Here is a 26,023-nt window from a genome sequence, read left to right as displayed (position 1 = left end):
AAAATGAGCCTTTTAAATTTTAAATGCCGTAAAATTAAAATTTAAAATATATTTTTTATAAATTTTAATAAAACTTCAAAATTAACAAATTTTTCATTATTAAAAAAGCTTTATTTGTTATAATTGCGCCTTTTAAATTAAAAAAAGGTGCCCTAAAATGACTAGCTACGGATATTTAAGCTTGCTGCCACCGCTAATTGCTATAATATGCGCTTTTATTAGTAAAGATGTGATTGTATCATTGTGCCTTGGCGTGCTTAGTGGGTTGTTGATTATTAATAATTACGATATTTTTAGTGCCGTGCTAGCTTTTGCGGATTTATTGGCAAAATTAGTAGGCGATAGCTGGAATGTGCGTATTTTGATGTTTTGTGCTATGCTTGGCGCGCTTGTGGCTATGCTAAGTGCTACTGGTGCGGCCAGTGCTTTTGGGCAATGGGCAAGCACGAAAGTGCGAAGCAGGCGCGGGGCTGGGCTTATGAGCTTTGTTTTTGGAATTTTTATTTTTATTGATGATTATTTTAATTCGCTAGCTGTTGGAACGATAATGCGCCCTATTAGCGATAAAATGCGGGTTTGTCGCGCAAAATTAGCTTATATTTTAGATTCTACTGCTGCGCCTGTTTGTATTATCGCGCCTATTTCTAGCTGGGTTGTAACGGTAATGAGCGCGCTTGATAAAACCTATGGCTTTGAAAAGCTGAATATGACACCATTTGAGTTTTTTATACATTCAATTATTTATAATCTTTATGCCATTTCTACGCTAATTTTTGTGCTTTATATAATAATTAGCGGGCGAGATTTTGGCCCTATGGCAAAAGCACAAGCTCTTGCAACTAATAGCGGTAAATTATTCAACGAGCATAAATATGGCGCATGCGCTGCGCATTTAAGCGAAGAAAAAAACGAGCGCGCAAAACCTATTGATATGCTTTTACCGCTTATTTTGCTAGTGCTTAGTGCGGTGATATTTTTTCCGCTTAGCACTTATTTAGCTAGCATTGATGGAGAAAAAATCACTAGCTTAGCACAAGCTTGGGCTAGCATTAGTTTAAGCGATGCTTTTAAAAATACAGACGCGAGCGTGGCGTTATTTTATGCTATTACTTGGACGATTTTGCTAAGCTATATTTATTTTATAGCGCGCGGGCTTTTGAGCTTGAGCAAGGCTAGTGCTAGCTTAGAGCTTGGCATTAAATCCATGGTGCCAGCTTTAATTATTTTAGCGCTTGCGTGGTGTCTTGGGACTATTATTAAAGCAGCGCCAAGTGATGGCGGGCTTGGGCTTGGCTTTTTTTTAAGCGAAATTTTTAAAGATGCTAGCTATTTAGTGGCGTTTTTACCGCTTGCTATGTTTATTATTTCAGCCATTATGGCATTTGCTACTGGCACTAGCTGGGGAACCTTTGCTATTATGATCCCCCTTGCTATGCCGATAATTTTAGCCTTGATGGACGGCGCAGATTATGATCAAACCCTTACAATGACCCTAATGAGCATAGCAGCTGTGCTAAGCGGTGCTGTTTTGGGAGATCATATTTCTATAATCTCAGATACCACAATACTATCATCTACTGGTGCAGGATGTCCGCATTTAGAGCATGTAAGCACGCAAATGCCTTATGCGCTTTTTGTGGCTATTGCGTGCGCGGCTGGATTTTTGGCTGGTGCGATGGCTCAAAGCTTAGCAGTTGCTTGGGTTGCTACGCTGGCTTTGATGTTTGGCGGGATAATCATGCTCTCAAAACTTACCGAACGCTTTTGGGTTTATGAAAATGAAGTTAAGTAAAATTAAATTAGCTTTTGCTAAAATGCGCATTTTTTTATCATAAAAGAGGCAAAATGCTACCAAAATACTATAAAACTCAATTAAAAAATAAGCTTGAAATTTACTTTGTGCCATTAAATAAAGGCTCAAATGTAATAAATGTAGATGTATTTTATAAAGTTGGCTCACGCGATGAAACGCTTGGCAAAACTGGTATGGCTCATATGTTAGAGCATTTAAATTTTAAAAGCACGAAAAATCATAAAGCTGGTGATTTTGATAAAATCATTAAAGGCTTTGGTGGCACAAATAACGCAAGCACGGGCTTTGATTATACGCATTATTATATAAAAGCTAGCAAGGATAATTTAGATAAAAGCTTGGAGCTTTTTGCTGATATGATGGAGAATTTAAGCCTTAAAAATAGTGAGTTTGAGCCTGAGCGCAAGGTAGTGATTCAAGAGCGCAGATGGCGCACAGATAATGATCCATACGGCACTTTATATTTTAAACTTTTTGAGAGCGCATTTAGCTACCATAGCTATCATTGGCTGCCTATTGGGTATTATGAGGATATAATAAATTGGAAAATCGCTGATATAAGAAAATTTTGGAAAACTTATTATCAACCAAAAAACGCTTTTTTAATAATCACTGGCGATACAGACAAAAAAACCGCCTTTAATTTAGCCAAAAAGCATTTTGCAAATATCCCAAATAGAGCGAATTTACCAAAATTTCACCAAATAGAGCCAAAGCAAACAGGCGCAAAAAAGCTAATAATTCATAAAGAAAGCGCGGTTGATATTTTAGCAGTTGCTTTTAAAATTCCAAATTTTAAACACCCAGATAATGTAGCCCTAAACGCTCTTAGCCAGTATTTAAGTGGTGGTAAAAGTAGCATTTTAGAGCGCGAATTAGTAGATAAAAAGCAATTAGTAAATTCCATAAATGCCTTTGCTATGAGCTTAAAAGATGCTGGGCTTTTTATTTTTATCGCCGTTTGTAATCCACAAATAAACGCAAAAATCGTGCTAAAAGAGCTAAACAAAATCATTAAATCTTGCAAAAAAGATTTAATGAATGAAGAAGAACTTACAAAAATAAAAAGCGCGCTAAAAGCAGATTTGGTGTATTCTATGAGCCAAGCTAGCACGGTAGCTAGTATTTTTGGTAACTATATCGCAAGTGGTGATATAAAGGATTTTTATGAATTAGAAAATAAAAGCAAAAATTTAAGCGCACAAGAGCTTAAAAAAATAGCTAAAAAATACTTCAATAAAACTCAAAAAAGCACAATAATCTTAAAGGCTACAAATGAAAAATGAAATTTTAGGCGCAATGAGTGCGCTAATAACGCCATTTAAAAATGGCAAAATAGATGAAAACGGCTATGAAAAACTAATCAAAAGACAAATAAAATTAGGCATAGATGCGGTTGTGCCAGTTGGCACCACTGGCGAAAGCGCCACGCTAACGCACGATGAGCATAGATTTTGTATAGAATTGGCCGTTAGTGTTTGTAAAAATACAAAGGTAAAAGTGCTAGCAGGCGCTGGCTCAAATGCCACACACGAAGCCGTAGATCTAGCAAAATTTGCCCAAAAATGTGGCGCGCATGGCATTTTATCAGTTGCGCCTTATTATAATAAACCAAGCCAAGAAGGTATTTTTTTACATTATGAGCAAATCGCTAAAAATATAGAAATTCCAGTGCTTTTATATAATGTCCCAGGTCGCACGGGCTGTGATATATCGGCAAACACGGCAATTAGATTATTTAGAGAATGCAAAAATATTTATGGCGTAAAAGAAGCAAGTGGCAGTATCGATAAATGCGTGGATTTACTAGCGCACGAGCCAAATATAGCAGTAATTAGTGGCGAAGATGCCATAAATTATCCTATTTTAGCAAATGGTGGCAAGGGCGTAATTTCAGTAACTTCAAATCTCTTGCCAGATATGACAGCCCAGCTTACCCATAAAGCACTTAGTGGCGATTTTGCCGGCGCAAAAGCTATAAACGACAAGCTTTATAATATTAATAAAACTATGTTTTGCGAAAGCAATCCAATCCCTATAAAAGCGGCGATGTTTATTGCTGGGCTAATTGATAGCTTAGAATACCGCCTGCCATTATGCCCGCCTTGTAAGGAAAATCTAAAACTAATAGAAGAACAAATGAAAAACTACGATATAAAAGGATTTTAATGCTTGATGTTAATGAGTTTAAAAATAAAACGCTTGTAATTAGCGGTGGCACGCGTGGTATAGGTCGGGCTATTGTTTTGGAATTTGCTAAAATGGGCGTAAATATCGCCTTTACTTATAATAGCAATCAAGAACTAGCCAAAGAGCAAGCAGATCAACTCCAAAAAGATTTTGGCATAAAAGCTAGGGCTTATGAGCTAAATATTTTAGAGCCAGAAAATTATAAAGAGGTTTTTGAAGAGATTGATAAAGATTTTGACAGGGTTGATTTTTTCATATCAAATGCGATTATTTCAGGGCGCGCAGTAGCTGGCGGATATACAAAATTTATGAAACTAAAACCGCGCGGGCTAAATAATATTTTCACAGCCACAATCAACGCTTTTGTATGTGGCACGCAAGAAGCCGCAAAACGAATGCAAAAAGTAGGCGGTGGCTCGGTGATTACTCTTTCAAGCACTGGGCATTTGGTTTATATAGAGCATTACAGCGGGCATGGCACGGCAAAAGCCGGCGTAGAGGCTATGGCGCGCTATGCTGCAACTGAGCTAGGCGAGCATAATATCCGCGTAAATGTAGTATGTGGTGGGCCTATCGAAACCGATGCTTTGCGCGCTTTTACAAACTACGAAGAAGTTCGCAATGCCACAGCAGCACTTAGCCCACTTGGTAGAATGGGACAACCGCAAGATTTAAGCGGGGCTTGCTTGTTTTTATGCTCATCAAAGGCTAGCTGGGTAACAGGGCATAGCTTTATTGTAGATGGTGGCACTACTTTTAAATAAAATTTAATATTAAAATTTTAAATTTACTAAATAGTTATTAGAGGCTATAAATGCTAAATCTCCCAAATATACTAGCTAGTGTGCGCATTTTGCTTGCGCCCTTGCTATTATTTTTACTTTTGGCTTTAAAAAACGAAACTAATGAAATAAATATTAGCTGGCTAAATTATTTTTGTGCGCTCATTTTTGCGCTAGCTTGTATGACGGATTTTTTTGATGGCTATATCGCGCGCTCATGGGATCAAAAAACTAAACTTGGTGAAATTTTAGACCCGCTAGCTGATAAAATGCTGATTTTAAGCGCATTTTTAGGCTTGATGATGATACAAAGAGCTAGCGTTTGGGCTGTTTATATAATACTTACGCGGGAATTTTTCATCACTGGCTTTCGCGTTGTGCTAGCTAGCCAAAATATAAGCGTCCAAGCTAGCTTTGCTGGCAAATTAAAAACAACTTTTCAAATGATAGCTATTAGCTTTTTGATGATGGAGTGGGCTTATTCGCAATTACTCTTATGGCTGGCTGTGGCGCTTACTTTGTATTCAGGTTTTGCTTATATTTTAGCTTATATTAAACAAAATAAAAATAATAACTAAATGAAACTAACATCTTTTATGCCACGCGATAGGCAAACCTTTGGGGTTATTTTAATTACTGCTACTTTTGGAATGTGGGGAGTTTTCCCAATATATTTTAAATGGTTAGATAATGTAAGTCCGCTTGAAATTTTAGCCCATAGAATTATTTGGTCTGTGGTTTTATTATTTTTGCTTATAATTTTTTTGGGGCGTTTAAATGCTTTGCGCCGTTTATTAAAAATAAAAAAAGTTATTTTAAACTTAGCTTTAAGCGGAGCATTAATAAGTGCGAATTGGGGAATTTTCATCTACGCCGTAGAGGCTGGACATATCCTAGAAACAAGCCTTGGATATTTTATAAGCCCGCTTTTTTCTATATTTTTTGGCTTTTTGTTTTTAAAAGAAAAATTAAGCAAGATAAATCAAATTAGCCTTTTTATTGTATTTATGGCTATTTGCGTGCAAATCTACGCCCTTGGGCGCTTGCCTTTTATTTGCTTGCTTTTGCCTTTATCTTTTGCGTTTTATGGCTTAATTCGTAAAAAATGCCCCGTGCCAACTTATGAGGGCTTATTTATTGAAACAATGCTTATGACGCCTTTTGCGCTTCTTATCTTAGCTTTTATTCAAATTAGCGGCGGGGCAAATTTTCAAATCAACCTAACTGGATTTTTGCTATTTTTTAGCGGAGTGATTACGATTTTACCACTTTTAACCTTTGGCGCGGCTAGTAAATATTTAGCACTTTCAACCATAGGATTTTTTCAATACATCTCGCCTTCAATTAGCTTTTTAATAGCGATTTTTTTGTATAACGAAAGCTTTGAAGCCTATAAAATGCTAAGTTTTGGGCTAATTTGGCTAAGCCTTGGGCTAAGCACGATTTTTTCATTAAAAGGATATAAATGGACTTTACATCGCTAATTATGATGATTGTAGCTGTTGTTGTGGTGGCTGCGATCTTACAACACAACATTCAAAAAATCACAAAAGCAATTGACATTCAAGATGCCAACAATGAGCCTCAAAGCGCGCCAAAACACGGCTTTGAGCGTTTTTGCGATTTTATAAACGATGAACTTAACGCAGTAAAAATGCTTAAAATAAAACAAGAATTAAACCAAGCTGATATTTTAGAAAAAATCGATGAGCTAAGCCGTGAAATAAAATTTATAAAAAGAATGAACCAAAACAGCGATGAGAGTATTTGGAGCCAAAAATTAGGCGAGTTTTTACACAAATTAGATGATTTTATCATAGCTAGTTTTGAAAACGGGCAAGATTTAGCAGATGAACTAAGAATGAAATTTCAAAAAGAATTTTCTAATATTTAAAATTTGGATTTAATAAATAATATCAAAATTTAAGCTAATAGTTTTATAAGAAATTAAGCTTTTTTGGCTAATATTGCGCGCTTTATTAAAGGAGTGTTAATGAGCTACGATGAGCTAGAACTAGAAGCCATAATCCAAGAAAATCTTGAAACTTGCAAGGATTTTGATAATCTTGATGATGAAGAGCTTTATGAATTAGTAGAAAAAGTGCGCGAATTTACAGATGGCGATATAGAAGAAGCCTACGAGCAACTAAACCAATACTCACCAATCTCTCGCAAACGCCTAGCAGACATTTACCCAGATATTTTAATGAGCAAATAATGCTTAAAATTTTACTCATTTTTGCTGTGTTTTGTAGCGGAGTTTTTAGCCAAAACATCAGCAAAAACGAGAGTTTAAAGCTTAAAAACACAGCCAAAAATGATGAAATTTTAAAAATAGGCAACGGCGAAGCTTATATTTTAGTGCGTAAAAATGAAAACGCACAAGATCTTAGCATAAATCAAAAGCCAGCAAAATGGGCAAATCACCCTAGCCTAAAAGATCATAAACTTGCCATCATTTCTGCTCCATATAAAGCAAAGCGCGATATATTCATTAAAAACGGCGATGAAATCATAAACTTAAAATTGCAAAAACTCCCCTACAAAAAAGAAATCCTAAAAGTCGCACCCCAGAAAATAAACCCGCCAAAAAGCGCGTATGCTCGCATTAAAAAAGAAATTAGCGAAATTCAAAAAATCCACGCCAGCTTTACGCCAAATCTTTTGATAAATGGCCCTTTTATCTTACCACTTCATAGCAAAATCACAAGCGCGTATGGCACGGTCAGAGTGTATAATAATGAACTAAAAAGCTTTCATAGCGGGGCAGATTTTAAAACCCCTACTCCACAACAAATTAGTGCTAGCAACGCAGGCATCGTAAAAATCGCAAAAGATCTTTATTATTGTGGCAAAAGCGTAATCATCGACCACGGCGCAGGCATTTACACGCAATACTGCCATTTGAGTAAAATTTTTGTCAAAAATGGCGAGCGCGTCAAAAAAGCGCAAATCATCGCCCTTAGCGGAGCTAGCGGGCGTGTGAGCGGGCCACATTTACATTTTAGTGTATTTGCAAATCAAGCCCGCATTGATCCTATAAAATTTATTAGAAATTTTAATAAAAGCGTTTTTAATAAATAATAATTTTTAAATTAAAATTTTAATTTCAAAATTTTAAACTAGCCAAATTTTCTGCCTTTAAAATTTCAAGTCTTTTAAATATAAATGTTTAAGTGATTTTAAAAAAGTTTATCAAAAATATTATAAATTTTAAGTTATTTTAAGCTAGCTACTTTTATAATTTTACACTTTTTTTTGAAAATGCTTTTCATAACTTATAAAATTTAAAAGGCTGTTAAAATGAGATTTATGTGCAAAATTTTAAGCTTTATGCTTTTGCCTATTATGCTTATGGCTAGCGATTATAACGAACAAGCACAAGCCATTAAAGATGCTTTTAATAAAGTCTTAGAGCTTTATAAAGAGGGCAAAGATAACGAGGCTAAAAAGCAAACCCAGCAAGCATATTTTGGGCATTTTGAAAACCTTGAAGCAGGCGTTAGGTTAAATCTTGGCAGCAAAAAATCTTACGATATGGAAAAGCAATTTGGCCAAATTAGAAAGGCCATAGTAGCAAAAGAAAGTTACGAGCAAATCAAAGCCCGCATTGATGCGCTAAATGCCCAAATTGATGAAGTTTTGCCTATTATAAATAGCGGACATCGCCTAAACGCACAAAGCGATTTACAAATAAGCCTAACAGATGATAACCCTTGGAATGCCGTGCTTGAAAGCATTCAAACCCAAATCCAAAACACAAAAACAAAAGATCCAAAAAATGATAAGCAAGCCATTTTGACGGCATTAAATGAATTAAAAATGGATTTATATAGAAATAGCGGGCTAGAAATAGCCGTGCGCCGTTATGGTGGTTTTAGCTTTGGAGCTATCCAAAAAACAGGCAAGGCAGTAGATGCAAATATCCAGCAAGCCATAAACGAGCTAATTAGATCAGTAGCAAGTGGGCAAGAAATTAGCGATTTTAATCAAGCCTTAGTTGATATAGATGAGCTTATAAGCACGACAATTTCGCGCTTGCCACAAGATAGCTACGCCCTTGCTCCAAAGCAAGAAAATAAAGAAAACTTTAAAGACTACACAAGCGTAGTAGAAAACATTCGCTCACGCATAAATAAAGCCATCGCCCTTTATGATGAGGGCAAAATAGACGAAGCTATCGAACACACGCAAAACGCGTATTTTGACGAATATGAAGCAAGCGGTATGGAAAACACCATAGGCGGACGCGATGGCGCACTTAAACTAAGCACAGAAGCTAGCTTTAATGCCTTAAATGCTGCCTTTAACGCAGGCGATGAAAACGCCATCCAAAAGGCCAAAGATGAATTATTTGCCCAGCTTGAAAAAAGCCTAGAACTTACTGGCAAAAATAGCGCGTGGGATATATTTTTATATGCTTTAATCATAATTTTGCGCGAGGGCTTTGAAGCACTTATTATAGTAACGGCGGTGATTTTATACTTATTAAAAACCAAAAATGAAAAGCGTTTAAATATCGTATATAGCGCGCTTAGCGTGGCTTTGATTTTAAGCGTAATTACAGCTTATGCGTTGAGTTTGATTTTTGGGACACAAATGGCAGCCCAAAGCCGCGAAATTTTAGAGGGCGCGGTGATGTTAGTTGCTACGGTTTTATTATTTTATGTAGGATTTTGGCTGCTAAGCAATGCAAACGCTAAAAAATGGAACGCTTATATAAGCTCGCAAGTCCAAAACAGCCTAAGCAAAAAAGATGGCAAAATGCTTTGGTGGGTTGTGTTTTTAGCAGTTTATAGAGAAGGTGCTGAAACGGTGCTATTTTATACAGCACTTGTCCTTGATGCTAGCGATAAAAGCTCAGGGCTTGGTATGGTTGCGGCAGGATTTTGCCTAGGGATCGTGCTTTTGGCAATTTCTTATGTGATACTTAAAATTTTTGCTTTAAAAATTCCTATCAAGCCTTTTTTCCTCGCCACTTCGGCTATGATTTTTTATATGTCTATTGCTTTTACTGGCAAGGGCGTAATGGAGCTAATTGAGGGCAAGCTTTTTGTAGGCCATAGCATAAGCGCAATACCTACCCTGCCGTGGCTTGGCTTATATCCGTATTATGAAAGCCTTGTGCCACAAGCCTTAATGATACTAGCCTTGATTTTTGGCTTAATTTATACAAAACAAAAACAAACCCAATCTTAAAAAAAGGAGAAAAGATGAAAAAATTACTTTCATCAGCATTGTTGGCTGGCGTTTTAGCTGGCTATTGTGTGGCTGGCGAGGTCGCCATAGGCGAACCAGCTGAAATGAATGGTATGGAGATAGCAGCTGTTTATTTACAGCCTATTGATATGGAGCCAAAGGGCATAGATCTAGCCCCAAGCCAAGCCGATATCCACTTAGAGGCCGATATACACGCGCTTAAAGGCAATCCAAATGGTTTTGGCGAGGGCGAATGGATCCCTTATCTTAAAATCGCCTACACGCTAAAAAACACAGATAATGGCAAGATTAAAAAAGGAACCTTTATGCCTATGGTAGCAGCTGATGGCCCACATTATGGCGCAAATGTCAAAATGGATGCTGGTATCGGCAATTACGAGCTGACCTTTCACATCGACAATCCACAATCCCAAGGTTTTGGCCGCCACGCAGACAAAGCAACTGGCGTTGGCAAATGGTGGAGTGCCTTTAATGTAAAATATAATTTCAAATACACAGGCACACCAAAAGATTAAAATTTTAAGTTATTTAAAAAATAAATTCTAAAATTTTAATAATCTTGCGCGCGTTAGGGTTGCGCCTAAATGCGCGCTAAATAAAGTTTAAAATTCAAAACATTTCTAAAAATAATCTTTAAAATTTCAAGCCACTTCTAAAATAAATTTTGAAAAAATAAATTTTAAAAGCACTAGCAAGCATAGCCTATCTAGCGCAATTTAATGCCTAATTCATAATTTATCCACATTTGTAAAAACATATTTTCTAAATCCTTGCTAAATCTAGGCGTATCAAATAAGGCTTGATTTTTAATGCAATCTTTGGCATTAGCGCGCAAATGCGCAAGATGATCGCGTCCGCTCGTAGCAAAATGAACCGCCTTAGCAAAATATTCATCTAAATCACTAGCTACAAACTCGCTTAAATTTGTATTTGTTAGTATGCTATTTGCAGCCCTTGTTAGCAAACTATTGCCTTTTAGGGCAATTACTGGCACGCCCATCATCAAGGCCTCAGCCGTGGTTGTAAATCCACAAAACGGAAAGGGATCAAGGCAAAGATCTATTAAATTATAAGTATTTAGCGTTTTATAGCGTGGCGTAGTAAAATCCAAAATAAAGCGATCCCCACTAACTCCATAACGCCCAAACCACTCCCTTATGCGCTCTTTTTGGCTTTCATCGGTTAGTTGTTTGTAGTTTAAAAATAATTTAGAATTTGGCACAGCAAGCAAGATTTTTGCCCAAAGAGCCACTACTGTATCATTCATTTTATAAATATTATTAAAACTACCAAAGGTAAAATAGCCGTTTCTTTTATAAGGTGCGTCTTGGTTTATGGATAAAAGCTCGTTAGTATCGATATCTGGTGGCATAGTAAAATGCCACCAATTTTTTGGCAGATTAAATATTCTCTCGCTTACTGCTTCATGCTCGCTAGCTGGCATTAAAATAGGATCACCTACTATATAATCAATACTATGAAGTCCCGTGCTAAAAGGACAACCAATATAAGTAGCACTAACTGGCGATGGCTTAAAATCATGAGTAAGCAAGGCATTATAGCCAGTATGCCCGCTAAGGTCTAATAAAATATTTATGCCACATTCGTGGATTTTAGCTGCAGCTGCTGCTGGGCTAATGCCTGCTATGCTTTGCCAGCTTGTAAAATGTGGCTTGATTCTAGCGCTTAAATCATCTTCTATGCCATGCGTAACAAAGGCGTAAAGCTCGAAAATTTTTTTATCCAAAAGCTTAAATGCACCCTCTAAAACATAGCCTACTGGGTGATTTTTTAAATCGCCAGAGGTCATACCTATGCGAAGTTTTTTATTATGCTTTTTTAAATATGCCCTAAGAGCTTCACAAGAGCTAGGCTCTGCCATCACCGGTGGCAATTTATCAAGCTGGCTAAAATCCCAAGCTTTTGCGGAGTTTAGGTTTAGGCTTTTTAGATCGCTGCTTAAAAACTCATCTACTCCAAATTTTTTACACTCATAATCTTCATAAACAAAGCGAGTCTTAGCAGCTACGATATCGCCGTATCGTTTGGCTAGTTTAAAAATTTCTTTTTCGTCTTTGCCGTGAATGTAATGGCAAGTCCATAACATCCCACTAATCAAATCAGCATTTTCTAAGAGCAAAAACTGCCTATCATTTACATCTATTTCATCTTTTTGTGTAACTATTTTTAAATCATTTATGATTTTTTGCCTGTGGAGATTTAGCACTTTTGTATAACAACTCTCCCATTTTTCGTATTCATTTATATTATTGTAGCACTGGGATAATAATCCTAAGACTTCCTCGTTATCTGGGTGTTTTTCTAAAACTTTTTCTAGCTCTTTGATAGCATCAAAATATTTACCTTTTTTTTCAAATATCTTAGCGTTTAAGATATCTATGTGCTGGCTGTTTGGCTCTACTTCTTTAATTTTATCTATTAGCTTAGTGGATAATTCTAAAAGCTTTTGCACGCCTGTTTCTATGGCTATTTCAGCTTGGGTTTTATATATAGCCACATCTTCATCTGCCTTGCCATCTTTTACTAAAAGCTCTAAGGCATTAAAGGCTCTTATATAATCTTTTTGCGCATAATACAAAGAGCTAAGCTTTTTTAGGGCGTGGGTTTTAACATCGTCAATCATCGCCGCACGGCTATAAAATTTAATCGCAGTATTTAAATCAGCATTGCTAGCAAAGGCATTAGCAAGAACCATAGTGTTTTTAGCATCATCTGGGTAAAAATCAAGCAAAGATAAAGCCGCATCAAGCCCTAGGCTAAACTTGCTACTTTTAAACATTTCATTTGCGCTGGTTTTTTGTTGCATTTTTTGCTCATCGCTAGCGTTAATTATATTTACGCTTAGGGCTGTGATTTTGGTGATTATTTCATTATAAACATTTTTTTGGTAAGGATGGATATTTAATAATAAAGCCATAATATCTAGCTTTTTAATATTTTGATTTTCTAAGTTTAATAGCACAATTATGGCAATTTTTAATTTTTTGTTAATTTCAAGTGCCTTTTTTGCTAGCTCTTTTGCTTTAATTGCGTCATTTTCTTTTAGGCTCAAATAAGCCTCAAAGCTTAAAATTTCAGCATTTTGGCCTGGGGTTTTGGCTAGATTGTAGGCTTTTTGTAATTCATCTTTTGCCTGAACAAAATCTTTTTCGTAAATAGCGATATTTGCTAAAACTAAATGATTTTTAAAATTTGGATAAATTAGAGCTTTTTGGGCTAGCTCTCTTGCTTGTTGAATGTCGTTTTTGCCAAGCATAATAGCACAAAGAATGCGGTATTTCATAGCTTCATAAAGCTTTGCGCATTCAAAATGCCCAGCCTCATCTAAAAAAGCCTGAGCTTTTGCTTTATTGTCCATATCAAAAGCCAAAAGAGCCAAAAAAATCAAAGCATTTGCGTAAAACTCTTTTAGTTGCGGGCTTGGGTTTTGTGGTAATTCATAGCTTTTTGAAATTTTAAAATTTGCGCTGTTTTTTGTGTCTTTATTTTCATCAATCTTGCAAGCCTTGATATTTGCGTGATAAAACGCCACAAGCACGCAAGCAAGGGCATAAAACGGATCTTTATCATTTTCATAGCTTAAAACTCCATGCTCTAAAAATTGCGGTGCGTGATTTGGATTTTGGCTGTATGCGCTAAAACTATCGGCTTGAAAATGCGGGTTTTGATCTAAAATATGTTTTTGTGGGTTAGCGCATAAATCAGCTAAGAGCTGGTGCGCGCTTAAATACAGCCCAGCATCATCTAGCCTGCGCTCTCTTTCATTTGCAATGGCTAAAATTCCATAACTTTTGCTTTTAGCATCTAAAATTTTAACGCTAAGTGGAGCGTTTGCGTTGATGGCTTTTAGAGCAAATTTCATAGCTTGTTGATTTTGGCGATCGTTTAATAAAAGCTCGGCTATGCCACAAAGCGCTCTTATATCGTCTTTTTTGTGCGAGAGAATTTGATTAAAAAGATTTAAGCTTTTTTGTGGATCTTTTGTGATTAAATCCCCAGCTTGCTCTAAAAGTTCGTTCATTTTTGCGCCTTTTTTTAAAATTTTAAGGGCAAGTATATCAAAAAAAAAAAAAAACGATATAATTAACGCTTGCTTTTTCAAACTTACTTACACACAAAGCCAAAAAAGGATAAAAATGAAGGTTTTACTTTTAGCAGGTGGGCTAGGCACTAGGCTAAGCGAAGAAACAGATTTGCGCCCAAAGCCTATGGTAGAAATCGGCGGCAAGCCTATTCTTTGGCATATAATGAAAATTTATTCTACTTATGGATTTAATGATTTTGTAATTTTGCTTGGGTATAAGGGTTATTGTATAAAAGAGTATTTTGCAAATTATTTTTTACACAGAAGCGATGTGAGCATAGATCTTGCAAATAACAAAATGGATATTTTAAACACATCTAGCGAGCCATGGCGCGTAAGCTTGATAGATACAGGCCTTGATGCAATGACTGGCGCGCGCGTAAAACAAGCCAAAAAAATCATAGGCGATGAAGCCTTTATGCTAACTTATGGCGATGGCGTAGCAAATATAAATATAAATGAACTTTTAAAATTTCACAAAAGCCACGGCAAGCTTATGAGTATGACATCAGCTCAGCCAGAGGGCAGATTTGGCGCGCTAAATCTTAGTAGTAATAATCAAGTTTTAGAATTTAAAGAAAAGCCAAAAGGCGATGGTAGCTGGATAAATGCTGGGTTTTTTGTGTGTGAGAATAAAGTTTTTGATTATATAGGCGATGGCGATGATGTGATTTTTGAGCAAGAGCCTTTAATGAATCTAGCAAAAGATGGCGAAATTTTCACCTACAAACACAATGGCTTTTGGCAACCTATGGATACCTTGCGTGATAAAAACAAGCTAAATGAGCTGTGGAATACTAAAAACGCACCTTGGAAAATATGGTAAAACGCAAAATGTTAAAATTTTATAAAAATAAAAAAGTTTTCATCACCGGACACACTGGATTTAAAGGCACTTGGCTAACTAGGGTTTTACTTTTTGCTGGTGCTGATGTGGCAGGCTTAGCACTTAATGCGCCCACAAACCCTAGCCTTTTTGAGCTAAGCAAAACTAGCAAGGATATAAAATCATTTATCGCTGATATAAGAAATAAAGATGAAGTAATAGATAAAATTGTAAAATTTCAACCTGATATTATTTTTCACCTTGCAGCACAGCCACTTGTTAGAGCAAGCTACGCTGATCCTGTTTATACCTACCAAACAAATATAATGGGAACGATTAATGTCTTAGAGGCGTTAAGACAATGTGCTAGCGCAAAATCTTTTATCAATATAACCACCGATAAAGTTTATAAAAATAAAGAATGGCTTTGGGGTTATAGAGAAGATGAAGAACTTTGTGGCTTTGATCCTTATTCAAACTCAAAATCTTGCTCTGAACTTATAACATATAGCTATAAAAATTCGTTTTTTAACACCACAAACGCGCCAGCTATTAGCACAGCTAGAAGTGGCAATGTAATAGGCGGTGGGGATTATTCGCTTGATAGAATAATCCCTGATTGTATTCGCGCCACACAAAAAAATCAAAGCATACAACTTCGCAATCCAAACTCCACAAGACCTTATTGGCATATTTTAGATTGTTTAAATGGCTATTTATTACTAGCAATGAAACAATACAATAATAAAAATTTAGCAAGCTCATATAATTTTGGCCCAAATGATGAATCTTGCATTAGCACTGGCAAATTAGCTAGTTTGTTTTGCGATGCCTGGGGAGATGGCGCAAATTGGGTTAGCGTAGCGCAAAAAAACGCCCCACACGAAGCAACCTTTTTAAAACTTCAATGCGAAAAGGCTAAAAATGCTCTTAATTGGCAACCAAAATTAAGCATAAAAGAAGCGGTAAAAAAAGTAGTCTTATGGCATAAAGCACTAGATAATGGAGTTTGTGCTAGCAAAATAACAGACCAACAAATAAAAGAATATTTTGGAGTTTAAAATGTTTAAAAACAAAAGCAAAGACGAGGCGAGATTAGAAATTTTAAATGCCATTAAGCAATATTATGAAACTTTCTTAATCCAACCTGAATATAAAGATGGCGATAGGATAAATTACGCAGGGCGTGTGTTTGATGCGCAAGAAATTTTAAATTTAAGCGATTCGGCATTGGAGTTTTGGCTAACTGCTGGCAAATACACACAGCGTTTTGAAAAAGAGCTAGGCGAGTATTTAAATCTGCCTTATGTTAGCCTTGTAAATTCTGGTTCAAGCGCGAATTTATTGGCCTTTATGGCTCTTACTAGCCCACTTTTAAAAGAGCGCCAAATAAAACGCGGCGATGAAGTAATAAGCGTAGCGTGTGGCTTTCCTACTACAATTACACCGATTTTACAATACGGAGCGGTGCCTGTTTTTGTCGATGTTTGCCTAGAAAGTGCCAATATAGAGGTGAAATTTTTAGAACAAGCCCTAAGCAACAAAACAAAAGCCGTGATGTTAGCGCATTCTCTTGGCAATCCTTTTGATATAAAGGCCATAAGTGAGTTTTGTAAAAAGCATAATCTTTGGCTAATTGAAGATAACTGCGATGCGCTCGGCTCAGAATACACCCTAAATGGCAAAACCGCCAAAACCGGCACCTTTGGTGATATTGGCACTTCTAGCTTTTATCCTGCTCATCATATTACTATGGGCGAAGGTGGCGCACTTTATACAAACTCAGCCTTGCTTGATCGCATTATACGCTCATTTAGAGATTGGGGGCGGGATTGTTATTGTCTTGGTGGCTGTGATAATACTTGCGGGCATAGATTTAGCAAGCAATACGGCAAATTACCCCTTGGCTACGATCACAAATACACTTACAGCCATTTTGGCTATAACCTAAAAGCTACTGATATGCAAGCTGCTATTGGTTGCGCTCAGCTTGAAAAGCTAGAATATTTTACAAAACGCAGACGCGAAAATTTTGAATACTTAAAGGCTAAATTACAAAACACGCAAGATAAGCTACTTCTACCAAATCCTAGCCCTAATTCAAATCCTAGCTGGTTTGGCTTTTTAATAATTTGTAAAGATGGAGTAAATAAAGCAAAGCTTGTAACAGCACTTGAAAGCCAAAAAATCCAAACAAGAGCAGTTTTTGCTGGTAATATCATAAAACATCCTTGCTTTGATAGCATTAGAGATACTTCTGCTTACAAAGTAGCATCCACGCTAACAAACACCGATAAAATAATGAACGATGGCTTTTGGCTGGGAGTTTATCCTGGTATGAATAATGCTATGCTTGATAAAATCGCAAAAGTTATAATAGAAAATTTATAATGAACAAAAGCTTTTTAATCACTGGCGCAAGCGGGTTTTTAGGCTATCATCTTGCTAAAACGCTTTTAGAAAAAGGCATAAAAGTAATAGCCATAAAACGCCCAAATTCTAAATTATGGCGATATGAAAATTTAAGCAATCATAATTTAAAATTTTATAATGTAGAAAATTTAGAAAGTGCTTTTAAAGAAAATAATATAACTTGCATAATGCACACCGCTTGCTTATATGGGCGAAATAATGAAAATTTAAGCGAGCTTTTAAATGCAAATGTGATTTTTGGCTTAAAAGTGCTTGAAATGGCTAAAAAATATAAAATTTTAACCTTTTTTAACGCCGATACCCTACTTTCAAAAAATATAAATAATTACGCCCTAACAAAGCATCAATTTAGCCAGTGGCTTAAACGCGATTTAAGCCAAACGCAAATTTTTAATATGAAAATAGAACATATGTATGGCATAAAAGATGATAACAACAAGCTTATAGCGTGGCTTATAAATGAATTAATAAATAACGCCACTCAAATCAATCTAACAGCCTGCTTGCAAAAGCGCGATTTTGTTTATATCGATGATGTGGTAAGGGCGTATTTGGCTGTGTATGAAAATAAAAATTCTTTTGGCAAATTCACTGAGTTTGATGTAGGCACGGGCGAACAAATCGTGCTAAAAGAGTTTTTGCTAGAAATTTATAAGCAATGTAAGGCTAGGTTTAATTTTAATACAATCTTAAAATTTGGAGCAAAGCAAATGAGAGAAAATGAAGCCATGGAGATTATAGAAAATGTTGAGCCTTTAAAAAATTTAGGCTGGATGGCACAAAATAATTATAAGCATAATATTAGCTTAATAATTGATTATTATTGCGGGGGGGGGGGGTGTAATTTTAAATGCGCTTTTAGCCCTAAATCCAAAAAGCAGTAAAAAGGTGGCGTGATGATAGAGCTAAGTAGCACACCATTAAATGGTTTAAAAATAATTCAAACAAAACATTTTTGCGATGAACGCGGGGTATTTCATAAATTTTTTTCAAAAACTGAGTTTGAAATTTTAGGGCTAGAAAGCGATTTTAAAGAAGCGTATTATTCAATAAATAAAAAAAATGTGCTTCGTGGCATGCATTTTCAAATCCCACCAGCAGAGCATACAAAACTAGTATATGTTACAAATGGCAAAATTTTAGATGTGTGCTTAGATATTAGGGCAAACTCTACTACTTTTGGCAAATATTTTAGCGTAGAGCTAAGTGCTGATGTGCCAAAATGTCTTTATATTCCAGCGGGTTTTGCGCATGGTTTTTTAACACTTGAAAATAACACCTGCGTTCATTATCTCCAAAGCACTTGCCATGATATTTCGTGCGATATGGGGATAAGCTATGATAGTTTTGGCTTTGATTGGGGAGATGGCAAAAAAATAATCTCAAAGCGCGATAAAAATCATATAAATTTTAATGATTTTATATCACCATTTAAGGATTAAAATGAAAAAAGTGCTACTTACTGGTGGGACTGGCTTTATAGGCCAAGCAGTAGTTGAAATTTTACTAAATAAAGGCTATGAGGTTCATTTGATTTCTACTAAAACACAAAAGCAAAAACAAGGCGTTATAAATCATCAAATCAATTTACTTGATGATAAAGCACTTGGTGAGTTTTTTGCTAAACACTCTTTTGAGAGTGCTATTTATTTAGCCTGGTATGTAAATGCTGATTATCAAACAAATGATATAAATTTAGAATGGATCATTGCTACTTTAAATTTTATAAAACTATTTAAAGAAAATGGCGGTAAAAAATTTCTAGCTGCTGGTAGCATGCTAGAATACGATCTTAAATACGGCTATTTAAACGAAGATTTAAGCCCGCTAAATGCTAGCTCGCTTTATGCTAGTAGCAAAACTGCCTTATATAAAGCCCTTAGTGCTTATTGTAAAAAATATGATATTGATTTTAAATGGGCAAGAATTTTTAATGTATATGGGCCAGGTGAAAAAAGGCAAAGACTTATGCCATCTGTAATTATTTCTTGTCTTAAAGGCGATGATGTGAGAGTGTCTGATTGTTTGAACTTTCAAGATTATTTATATGTTAGTGATATGGCTGGCGGCATTGTAATGCTATTTGAAAGCCCATTTAATGGTGCTATGAATATTTGCTCAAATCAACCCGTGCAATTACGCTATATAGTAAATAAAATAGCAGAGCTTACAAATTTTAAAGGCAAAATTCTCTACGGCTCCGTGCTTACAAAAGTTAATAATAATGTAATAGTAGGCAATAATCAAAAGCTTTTAAATCTAGGTTGGCGGGCAAAAATCTCACTAAATATTGGCTTAGAAAAAACAATATCTTATTGGAAAGACAAAATATGAATATAACAATCTTAGGCGCTGGTATCTCTGGCATTAGCGCAGCTTATCATCTAGGCTTAAATGGCAAGCATTGCGTGATTTTTGAAAAAAGCGATGATTGGGGCGGGCTATGTGGAAATTTTAATATCAATGGCTTTCGTTTTGATAAATTCGTCCATCTTAGCTTCGCTGATGATCCTTACATAAAAGAGCTTTTTGCGAGCCAAACGCCATTATACGAGCATCCAAGCCTATGTTATAATTATTATAAGGGCTTTTGGCTAAAACACCCAGCTCAAAACAACCTAGCACCGCTCCCAAACGATGAAAAAGTAAAAATCATCACTGATTTTATCTCCCGCCCCAAGAAAAAAGCCATCAAAAGCTACGATGAATGGCTTATTTGCCAATATGGCGAGTATTTTGCTAAAAATTTTCCATTTAAATACACTAGAAAATATTGGTGCCAAGAACCAAGCAAGCTAGAAACAAAATGGATAGGCGCAAGAATGTATCAGCCTAGCTTAGAGCAAATTTTAAAAGGCTCATTTGAAGTTCAAAAAGATAATTTTTATTACACAAATTTTATGAGATATCCTAAAAATGGCGGATTTGCCTCGTTTTTTGCTAAATGCAAGCAAGATTTAAATATAAATTTTAATAAAGAAGTTATTAAAATAAACCCAAAAGATAAAATTTTATATTTTAGCGATAACACCACGCAAAATTACGATAAATTAATTTCATCATTGCCCCTGCCATACATAGCCCAAATCATCGACAATGTGCCAAAAAATGTTTTATTAGCGGCTCAGGCTTTGCGTTATACTAGCGGCTTTATGCTTAGCCTTGGGTTTAACAAGCCAAATATCCCAAAATGGCTGTGGTTTTATATTTACGATGATGATATTTTATGCTCCCGGGTGCATTCGCCAAGCCTAAAATCCCCAAATAACGCGCCAAAAGGCTGCAGCTCTTTACAAGCTGAAATATATTTTGATTGCAAGGCCAAAATCCCAGATAAAAATCTAATCGCTAAAAACACCATAGAAAAACTAAGCAAAATGGGGCTTTTTGATAAAAGCGACATAATCCTAAGCGATATAAGATTTGAAAAATACGCAAATATTACCTTTGATCACAAGATCTACAAAAATAGAAAAATCGTGCTAGATTTTTTAGCCAAAAACGGCATCGAAAGCATCGGCAGATTTGGTAAATGGGAGTATTTATGGAGCCATCAAGCCTTTAAAAGCGGTATGGAAGTGGCTTTGAAATTTTAAAATTATATTTTGGCTGAGTGCTTAAAATTTATGGCTTTAAATTAAAATTTTAAAATTAAAATTTGGCTTGATGATTAAAAAATTAATGCGCTAGTTGCGCGCTAGCAAATGCGCGCTAAATTTAGGGCTAAAATCACAAAACAGCCCGCTAAATGTAAAATTTTAAAATTTATATTTTCAAAAATCCCGCAAATTTTAAAGATCCAAATTTCTAAAAATCCCCCAAATTTTAAAACACCACTGTTTTGTTTTTATACACAAAAACCCTTTCATCAAAAACCAAATCCAAAGCGCGTGAAAGCACGATTTTTTCTACATTTGCGCCAGCTCGCCGCATTTGCTGCCAGTTCATTTCATGGCTTACGCGCACGACATCTTGCGTGATAATTGGCCCTTCATCTAAATCATTTGTTACAAAATGCGCTGTTGCGCCGATGATTTTTACTCCGCGATCATAAGCTTGCTTGTATGGGTTAGCACCGATAAATGCGGGCAAAAACGAATGATGAATGTTTATGATTTGCCTAGGATATTGCCCTACAAAATCAGGGCTTAAAATACGCATATATTTTGCTAGCACCAAATAATCAAAACTAAAATTTTTAAGCTCGCTTAAAATGGCATTTTCGTGTTTGGCTCGCTCTAAATTATCGCTTGAAATACAAATAAAAGGAATATCAAACTTTTTAACAAGCCCGCTTAAATCATTATGATTTGCAATCACCCCTAAAATATTTGCGCCCAAATCCCCGCTTTCATAGCGCAAAAGCAAATCCCCAAGGCAATGGTTTTCTTTTGTAGCCATTATCACAATGTCTTTTTTTCGCGCAAGCGTGCAATAAACTTGCGCACCGCGTGGCAAATACGCTTCTAGCGTGTTTGTAAGCTCTTTTGTATCCACCTTGCCATTTAGCTCAGCTCTCATATAAAAGCGATTATTTTCGTGATCGACAAACTCACTTGTATTTTCGTAATTTAAGCCATTTTTAAAAATCACTTCACTAATGCGTAAAATCAGCCCCTTTTCATCATTACAAGATACTTTTAAAATAGAATCCATTCTTACCTCTTTATAAAATTGCTTTAAAATTGTATTTTTTGCTAGCGTTTATATAATCTTGTTTAGTATCGATACCTACGCTATTTGTGGCGATTTTTAACATTGCGATTTTTTTACCTGCGCTAAGAGCTCTTAGCTGCTCTAATTTCTCAGCATTTTCAAGCCCATGCTCACAAAATCCACAAAACTCTCTAAGCCCAGCTACGCTATAAGCATAAATGCCAATATGCCCGAAATATTCGTGCGTTTGCCTATCTTTGCTATCGCGCACAAAAGGTATAATTGAGCGCGAAAAATACAAGGCAAAACCAGCACTATCAAGCACTACTTTTACTAGATTTTCATCATTTGCAAGATTAAAATTTACACTCTTATAAGCACTAGCCATAAACGCGCCGTTTTTTATGGCGTGCTGGGCAAAATCCTTAAAAAAAAGCAAATTTTCAAGCTCAAAAAACGGCTCATCGGCTTGAATGTTGATAATTATTTCATCATCTTTAAGCCCTAAAAGCTGGCAAGCTTCGTTTATTCTATCGCTACCGCTTTGATGGGTTTTGCTTGTTAAAACAGCGTTTATGCCACGCTCTTTGGCGATATTTGCCACGCTTTCATCATCACAAGCTAATACCACCTCATCTGCCCTGCTAGCATTTTTAGCCGTATAAACGCACATCGGCTCGCCATTTATATCGCATAAAATTTTATGCCTAAAACGCGTGCTAGCTAGTCTTGCGGGGATTATTATCATTTTAGCCACTCGCTTATTAGAGTTTGAATTTCATCTGTATGGCAGGTTTTTTCTTGCCAAGAATTATTTTCAAAAAGCGCGCTAATTTGTGCTGGCAATTTTACATTAAACTCGCTTGAAAGTGCGTTCATTTGCTCTTTTTCATTCACGCAAGGCGCGTTTTTTATGGCATTTATCATACTTGGGGTAAATTTTACCCATTGCGCTGTCGAAGCGATTATATCGCCTTTTTTAGCGATTTTAAGCGCTGTGGCAGTGTGTGGGTCAATCAATGCTCCCATTTTTGCAAATTCTCTTATAAAGCCGGCACATTCATCATCATTGCAATAATTAGCATAAAAAATTTCTTGTAAGCTTTTTAATTCATCTTTGCTTAGGGCATATTTTTTATGCTCGTTTAACGCGTCCATTAATTCTTTTGTCCTAAGCGCGCCAAAAAGATCAAAAAGCACGCGCTCGATATTTGAGCTAATCAAAATATCCATAGCCGGCGAAATAGTTTGCTTTAATGTCCTTTTGCTAATATCATAAATGCCAGTATTTATAAAATCTGTTAGCACATTATTTTCATTTGAAGCAATGCCGATTTTTGCTATATTTGCGCCCATTTTTTTAGCATAATACGCACCTAAGGCATCGCCAAAATTACCACTTGGCACCACGATATTTACGGGATTTTGACTAGCAATCTTTATGCTAGCGTATAAATGATAGATTATTTGAAATAATATCCGCCCAAAATTTACCGAATTAGCAGCGCTTAGCTTAAAGCCCTTAGCCTTTAAAACATTCTTAAAATCATCATTTCCAAGCAAGGCTTTAAGCGTGCGCTGAGCATCATCAAAATTTCCCCTAATCCCAAGCACCAAAGAATTACTAAAACGCGAATATGAGAGCATTTGAAGCTTTTGGGTTTGGCTAGTGCCGCCACTTGGATACATACAAACCACGCTTACATTTTTAGAGCCACCAAAGGCTTCAAGCGTAGCTGGGCCAGTATCGCCTGAGGTCGCAACGATGATTAGGTATTTTTGACTGCTAGCAAGCTCTTCTAAAAGCGCGCCAAAGGGCGCTAAGGCCATATCTTTAAATGCGCGCGTAGGCCCATGCCAAAGTTCATTAAAATAATACCCATTAATTTCATTTAAGTGCGTAGGCTCGCCATCATCAAAGCTATCATAACGCCTCAATGCGCGCTCAAAAATCTCCAAATCCAAATCAAAATCAAAAGCTTTAATCACCCTTAAAGCTAGCTTTTTATACGCGCCTTTTTCATTAATTATTTGCCTGGCTTCATTAAAAAAATCCTCATCTAAATGCGGTAAATTTTGTGGCGCATAAAGCCCGCCATGAGCGCCAATAGGCGAAAGTATAGCCTGGCTAAAACTCACCTCATCGCAATGTTGATTCGCATTTAATCTTGTGCTTGTTAGTTTCATTTTTATCCTTTTAAAATTTGCTTTAAAATTTTATTTTTAAGTAATTATCGTTCCTATGCCCTCATCTGTAAAAAGCTCCAAAAGCAATGAATGCGCTACCCTGCCATCTATAATATGCACGCGCCCTACTCCGTTATTTACACACTCCAAGCAAGCATCTAATTTTGGGATCATACCACCATTTATTGTGCCGTCTGCTTTTAAAGTGGCGATTTTTTGGGCATTTAAGCGACTTATAAGCTCGCCATTTTTATCCAAAACACCACTAATATCGCTTAAAAAAATCACCTTTTGTGCGCGAAGCTTCATCGCTATGGCACTAGCGCAAGAATCCGCATTTATATTATAACTTCTAGCATTTTCATCACTTGCAATAGGCGCAATTACAGGCACGATATCGCTGGTTAAAAGCGCTTTGATTACTTCATCATTTACACTAGTTATTTCGCCTACAAGCCCGTATTTGCCATTATTTAGCGGTTTTGCTTTTAGCATACCATCATCTTTGCCACTAATTCCCACAGCCCTTGCGCCGTGGCGGACTAAAAGGCTAGTTATTTGCTTATTTATCAGCCCGCTTAGCGTCATTTCTACAATCTCCATAGCCTTTTCATCAGTTACTCTAAGCCCATCTACAAAATCACTTTTAATATCTAATTGCTCCAAAAATGAGTTTATTTTTTTACCGCCACCATGAACTACTACAACCTTAATGCCTATAAGCTGTAAAAGCACGATATCACGGGCAAAATTATCCTTTAAGCTCTCATCAATTTGTGCTGAACCGCCATATTTAACGACAAAAATCTGTCCGCGAAATTTTTGGATATATGGCAGAGCCGATAGTATTATTTCAGCCGTTTTGTAGTGATTTTTCATTTTAAATCCTTAAAACTTGTTATATAATTTTCTAATTTTTGTTTAAAATTATCGCTTAATTCGCTTTTTAATACCAGCAACGAAAGCGGTAAATTAAAATTTCTAACCTTAACAAAATCCTTAGCCGTAAGCAAAATGCTACTTGCGCCATGCTTTTTTAGCAAATCTTCAAGCTCAGCCTTTTTATAATCATAATGATCAGCAAAAAACTCACGCCCCACGCATTTATCAAAGACAAATTTTAAACGCCCTGGATTTGCTATGCCCGCGATTAAAAGCATTTTTTCACTTTCGTTTAAAATTTCAATTTTGCTTAATATATCGTCTTTTTGCGGTATAAAATCTGCTAGGGCGTAATAACTTTTTGGGTAGCGATACGCCCCGCTTGGTATTGTCAAATCGCTTTTTGGCTCCACGCTAGGATAAAGCAAAATATTAAACTTTTCAATGCCAAACTTACCAAAACCATCATCGAGCAAAACAAGCTCCCCTCCGCGCTTTATGGCCTCATTTATCCCATCAGCTCTATTTTCGCTTACTATCACATTAGCCTTAGGACAAAACAAAGCATACTCCATGGCTTCATCGCCGCTAGCATTAACATCGCATAAAATTTCGCCATCTTCGCAAACTAAAATCAAACCCTTGCTTTTGCGTTTATAGCCACGCAAGATTATAAAAGTGCGGTATTTTTGGCTAAATAATTCAAAAATCGCCTTAGTTAGGGGCGTTTTACCACTGCCGCCAAGGATTAAATTACCAACGCTAATTACAGGCACACAAAATTTCACAGGTTTTATAAAAAGCTTTTTTAATCTTATAAAACAGCTATAAAGCAATGAAATAGGCGTAAAAATCACAGATAAAACGCGCTCAAAAACGCCCGGATTATAAAAATAAACATTCACCCAAGCGTGAAATGATTTTTTCAT

Annotated in this window: 24 protein-coding genes; 18 read left to right on the top strand and 6 right to left on the bottom strand. The window is 36.2% G+C overall.

Going from position 1 to position 26,023, the window contains the following annotated elements; translation table 11 throughout:
- Positions 1-157 precede the first annotated feature (157 nt).
- The 11 genes from CINF_RS03645 to CINF_RS03595 all read left to right on the top strand — a co-directional run bounded on the left by CINF_RS03645 (position 158) and on the right by CINF_RS03595 (position 10,520).
- The gene (locus CINF_RS03645) at positions 158-1,792 is read left to right on the top strand and encodes a Na+/H+ antiporter NhaC family protein (RefSeq protein ID WP_179975785.1); all 1,635 of its coding nucleotides are present in this window, start codon (positions 158-160) and stop codon (positions 1,790-1,792) included.
- Positions 1,793-1,845: 53 nt separating this feature from the next.
- Entirely contained in the window at positions 1,846-3,099 is a 1,254-nt protein-coding gene (locus CINF_RS03640; RefSeq protein ID WP_179975784.1) for a M16 family metallopeptidase, read from the top strand.
- A complete protein-coding gene (gene dapA, locus CINF_RS03635) occupies positions 3,089-3,982 on the top strand; it encodes a 4-hydroxy-tetrahydrodipicolinate synthase (protein ID WP_178696369.1) in 894 nt (297 codons plus the stop codon). Before CINF_RS03640 ends, dapA begins: the two co-directional genes overlap by 11 nt.
- Positions 3,982-4,767 carry an enoyl-ACP reductase gene (locus CINF_RS03630; RefSeq protein WP_178696367.1) on the top strand — a complete coding sequence of 262 codons (786 nt, stop codon included), beginning with the start codon at positions 3,982-3,984 and terminating at the stop codon, positions 4,765-4,767. The genes dapA and CINF_RS03630 overlap by 1 nt, the downstream gene beginning before the upstream one ends.
- Positions 4,768-4,817: 50 nt before the next feature.
- Positions 4,818-5,363 (top strand): CDP-diacylglycerol--glycerol-3-phosphate 3-phosphatidyltransferase, encoded by a 546-nt coding sequence (gene pgsA / locus CINF_RS03625; protein WP_179975783.1) that lies wholly within the window; start codon positions 4,818-4,820, stop codon positions 5,361-5,363.
- Positions 5,364-6,269 carry an EamA family transporter RarD gene (gene rarD / locus CINF_RS03620; RefSeq protein ID WP_240156159.1) on the top strand — a complete coding sequence of 302 codons (906 nt, stop codon included), beginning with the start codon at positions 5,364-5,366 and terminating at the stop codon, positions 6,267-6,269.
- Positions 6,251-6,679 (top strand): hypothetical protein, encoded by a 429-nt coding sequence (locus CINF_RS03615; RefSeq protein WP_179975782.1) that lies wholly within the window; start codon positions 6,251-6,253, stop codon positions 6,677-6,679. Before rarD ends, CINF_RS03615 begins: the two co-directional genes overlap by 19 nt.
- Before the next feature lie 99 nt (positions 6,680-6,778).
- Positions 6,779-7,003: a hypothetical protein gene (locus CINF_RS03610; RefSeq protein WP_178696361.1), complete on the top strand. Its 225-nt coding sequence runs from the start codon at positions 6,779-6,781 to the stop codon at positions 7,001-7,003.
- A complete protein-coding gene (gene pgp3 / locus CINF_RS03605) occupies positions 7,003-7,869 on the top strand; it encodes a peptidoglycan metallopeptidase Pgp3 (RefSeq protein WP_179975781.1) in 867 nt (288 codons plus the stop codon). Before CINF_RS03610 ends, pgp3 begins: the two co-directional genes overlap by 1 nt.
- Positions 7,870-8,088: 219 nt before the next feature.
- Positions 8,089-9,984 (top strand): FTR1 family iron permease, encoded by a 1,896-nt coding sequence (locus tag CINF_RS03600; RefSeq protein WP_240156158.1) that lies wholly within the window; start codon positions 8,089-8,091, stop codon positions 9,982-9,984.
- Between the two features lie 14 nt (positions 9,985-9,998).
- Positions 9,999-10,520: an iron transporter gene (locus CINF_RS03595; protein ID WP_178696354.1), complete on the top strand. Its 522-nt coding sequence runs from the start codon at positions 9,999-10,001 to the stop codon at positions 10,518-10,520.
- A 191-nt stretch (positions 10,521-10,711) separates the two neighbouring features.
- On the opposite strand, the gene CINF_RS03590 is transcribed toward CINF_RS03595, so the two are convergent.
- Complete coding sequence (locus tag CINF_RS03590; protein WP_179975780.1) at positions 10,712-14,047, bottom strand: O-linked N-acetylglucosamine transferase family protein; 3,336 nt, start codon at positions 14,045-14,047, stop codon at positions 10,712-10,714.
- Positions 14,048-14,162: 115 nt separating this feature from the next.
- Here CINF_RS03590 and rfbF point away from each other — a divergent pair, with 115 nt between their 5' ends.
- From rfbF to CINF_RS03555, 7 genes are read left to right on the top strand one after another with little or no spacing between them, the layout of a single operon-like run.
- Entirely contained in the window at positions 14,163-14,936 is a 774-nt protein-coding gene (gene rfbF / locus CINF_RS03585; protein ID WP_179975779.1) for a glucose-1-phosphate cytidylyltransferase, read from the top strand.
- Between the two features lie 8 nt (positions 14,937-14,944).
- Complete coding sequence (gene rfbG / locus CINF_RS03580; protein WP_178696348.1) at positions 14,945-15,997, top strand: CDP-glucose 4,6-dehydratase; 1,053 nt, start codon at positions 14,945-14,947, stop codon at positions 15,995-15,997.
- Position 15,998: 1 nt separating this feature from the next.
- Positions 15,999-17,327: a lipopolysaccharide biosynthesis protein RfbH gene (gene rfbH, locus CINF_RS03575; protein WP_179975778.1), complete on the top strand. Its 1,329-nt coding sequence runs from the start codon at positions 15,999-16,001 to the stop codon at positions 17,325-17,327.
- Positions 17,327-18,253, top strand: a complete 927-nt coding sequence (locus tag CINF_RS03570) for an SDR family oxidoreductase (protein ID WP_179975777.1) — start codon at positions 17,327-17,329, stop codon at positions 18,251-18,253. Before rfbH ends, CINF_RS03570 begins: the two co-directional genes overlap by 1 nt.
- A 12-nt stretch (positions 18,254-18,265) precedes the next feature.
- Positions 18,266-18,811, top strand: a complete 546-nt coding sequence (locus CINF_RS03565) for a dTDP-4-dehydrorhamnose 3,5-epimerase family protein (protein WP_179975776.1) — start codon at positions 18,266-18,268, stop codon at positions 18,809-18,811.
- Between the two features lies 1 nt (position 18,812).
- Positions 18,813-19,703 (top strand): NAD-dependent epimerase/dehydratase family protein, encoded by an 891-nt coding sequence (locus CINF_RS03560; RefSeq protein ID WP_179975775.1) that lies wholly within the window; start codon positions 18,813-18,815, stop codon positions 19,701-19,703.
- Positions 19,700-20,965: a protoporphyrinogen/coproporphyrinogen oxidase gene (locus tag CINF_RS03555; RefSeq protein ID WP_179975774.1), complete on the top strand. Its 1,266-nt coding sequence runs from the start codon at positions 19,700-19,702 to the stop codon at positions 20,963-20,965. Before CINF_RS03560 ends, CINF_RS03555 begins: the two co-directional genes overlap by 4 nt.
- A gap of 229 nt (positions 20,966-21,194) precedes the next feature.
- Here the strand turns inward: CINF_RS03555 and purU are convergent, their stop codons facing one another.
- The 5 genes from purU to CINF_RS03530 are packed head-to-tail and all read right to left on the bottom strand — an operon-like array spanning position 21,195 to position 26,023.
- On the bottom strand, positions 21,195-22,025 hold the full coding sequence (gene purU, locus CINF_RS03550; RefSeq protein ID WP_179975773.1) for a formyltetrahydrofolate deformylase: 831 nt from the start codon (positions 22,023-22,025) through the stop codon (positions 21,195-21,197).
- Positions 22,026-22,035: 10 nt separating this feature from the next.
- Entirely contained in the window at positions 22,036-22,773 is a 738-nt protein-coding gene (gene kdsB, locus CINF_RS03545) for a 3-deoxy-manno-octulosonate cytidylyltransferase (protein WP_179975772.1), read from the bottom strand.
- A complete protein-coding gene (thrC, locus tag CINF_RS03540) occupies positions 22,770-24,212 on the bottom strand; it encodes a threonine synthase (RefSeq protein ID WP_179975771.1) in 1,443 nt (480 codons plus the stop codon). The genes kdsB and thrC overlap by 4 nt, the downstream gene beginning before the upstream one ends.
- Before the next feature lie 36 nt (positions 24,213-24,248).
- On the bottom strand, positions 24,249-25,091 hold the full coding sequence (argB, locus tag CINF_RS03535) for an acetylglutamate kinase (RefSeq protein WP_178697267.1): 843 nt from the start codon (positions 25,089-25,091) through the stop codon (positions 24,249-24,251).
- A complete protein-coding gene (locus CINF_RS03530) occupies positions 25,088-26,023 on the bottom strand; it encodes a tetraacyldisaccharide 4'-kinase (protein ID WP_179975770.1) in 936 nt (311 codons plus the stop codon). Before CINF_RS03530 ends, argB begins: the two co-directional genes overlap by 4 nt.

The organism is Candidatus Campylobacter infans, from assembly GCF_013416015.1.
Taxonomy (GTDB): domain Bacteria; phylum Campylobacterota; class Campylobacteria; order Campylobacterales; family Campylobacteraceae; genus Campylobacter; species Campylobacter infans.
Note: the sequence above shows the minus strand (reverse complement) of the source record. Positions and strands in the feature narration are given on the sequence as shown.

What these genes read in the sequence shown, in the direction of transcription:
- CINF_RS03645 (WP_179975785.1), top strand. Translation starts at nt 158, where the DNA reads ATGACTAGCTACGGATATTTAAGCTTGCTGCCACCGCTAATTGCTATA.
- CINF_RS03640 (WP_179975784.1), top strand. Translation starts at nt 1,846, where the DNA reads ATGCTACCAAAATACTATAAAACTCAATTAAAAAATAAGCTTGAAATT.
- dapA (WP_178696369.1), top strand. Translation starts at nt 3,089, where the DNA reads ATGAAAAATGAAATTTTAGGCGCAATGAGTGCGCTAATAACGCCATTT.
- CINF_RS03630 (WP_178696367.1), top strand. Translation starts at nt 3,982, where the DNA reads ATGCTTGATGTTAATGAGTTTAAAAATAAAACGCTTGTAATTAGCGGT.
- pgsA (WP_179975783.1), top strand. Translation starts at nt 4,818, where the DNA reads ATGCTAAATCTCCCAAATATACTAGCTAGTGTGCGCATTTTGCTTGCG.
- rarD (WP_240156159.1), top strand. Translation starts at nt 5,364, where the DNA reads ATGAAACTAACATCTTTTATGCCACGCGATAGGCAAACCTTTGGGGTT.
- CINF_RS03615 (WP_179975782.1), top strand. Translation starts at nt 6,251, where the DNA reads ATGGACTTTACATCGCTAATTATGATGATTGTAGCTGTTGTTGTGGTG.
- CINF_RS03610 (WP_178696361.1), top strand. Translation starts at nt 6,779, where the DNA reads ATGAGCTACGATGAGCTAGAACTAGAAGCCATAATCCAAGAAAATCTT.
- pgp3 (WP_179975781.1), top strand. Translation starts at nt 7,003, where the DNA reads ATGCTTAAAATTTTACTCATTTTTGCTGTGTTTTGTAGCGGAGTTTTT.
- CINF_RS03600 (WP_240156158.1), top strand. Translation starts at nt 8,089, where the DNA reads ATGAGATTTATGTGCAAAATTTTAAGCTTTATGCTTTTGCCTATTATG.
- CINF_RS03595 (WP_178696354.1), top strand. Translation starts at nt 9,999, where the DNA reads ATGAAAAAATTACTTTCATCAGCATTGTTGGCTGGCGTTTTAGCTGGC.
- CINF_RS03590 (WP_179975780.1), bottom strand. Translation starts at nt 14,047, where the DNA reads ATGAACGAACTTTTAGAGCAAGCTGGGGATTTAATCACAAAAGATCCA.
- rfbF (WP_179975779.1), top strand. Translation starts at nt 14,163, where the DNA reads ATGAAGGTTTTACTTTTAGCAGGTGGGCTAGGCACTAGGCTAAGCGAA.
- rfbG (WP_178696348.1), top strand. Translation starts at nt 14,945, where the DNA reads ATGTTAAAATTTTATAAAAATAAAAAAGTTTTCATCACCGGACACACT.
- rfbH (WP_179975778.1), top strand. Translation starts at nt 15,999, where the DNA reads ATGTTTAAAAACAAAAGCAAAGACGAGGCGAGATTAGAAATTTTAAAT.
- CINF_RS03570 (WP_179975777.1), top strand. Translation starts at nt 17,327, where the DNA reads ATGAACAAAAGCTTTTTAATCACTGGCGCAAGCGGGTTTTTAGGCTAT.
- CINF_RS03565 (WP_179975776.1), top strand. Translation starts at nt 18,266, where the DNA reads ATGATAGAGCTAAGTAGCACACCATTAAATGGTTTAAAAATAATTCAA.
- CINF_RS03560 (WP_179975775.1), top strand. Translation starts at nt 18,813, where the DNA reads ATGAAAAAAGTGCTACTTACTGGTGGGACTGGCTTTATAGGCCAAGCA.
- CINF_RS03555 (WP_179975774.1), top strand. Translation starts at nt 19,700, where the DNA reads ATGAATATAACAATCTTAGGCGCTGGTATCTCTGGCATTAGCGCAGCT.
- purU (WP_179975773.1), bottom strand. Translation starts at nt 22,025, where the DNA reads ATGGATTCTATTTTAAAAGTATCTTGTAATGATGAAAAGGGGCTGATT.
- kdsB (WP_179975772.1), bottom strand. Translation starts at nt 22,773, where the DNA reads ATGATAATAATCCCCGCAAGACTAGCTAGCACGCGTTTTAGGCATAAA.
- thrC (WP_179975771.1), bottom strand. Translation starts at nt 24,212, where the DNA reads ATGAAACTAACAAGCACAAGATTAAATGCGAATCAACATTGCGATGAG.
- argB (WP_178697267.1), bottom strand. Translation starts at nt 25,091, where the DNA reads ATGAAAAATCACTACAAAACGGCTGAAATAATACTATCGGCTCTGCCA.
- CINF_RS03530 (WP_179975770.1), bottom strand. Translation starts at nt 26,023, where the DNA reads ATGAAAAAATCATTTCACGCTTGGGTGAATGTTTATTTTTATAATCCG.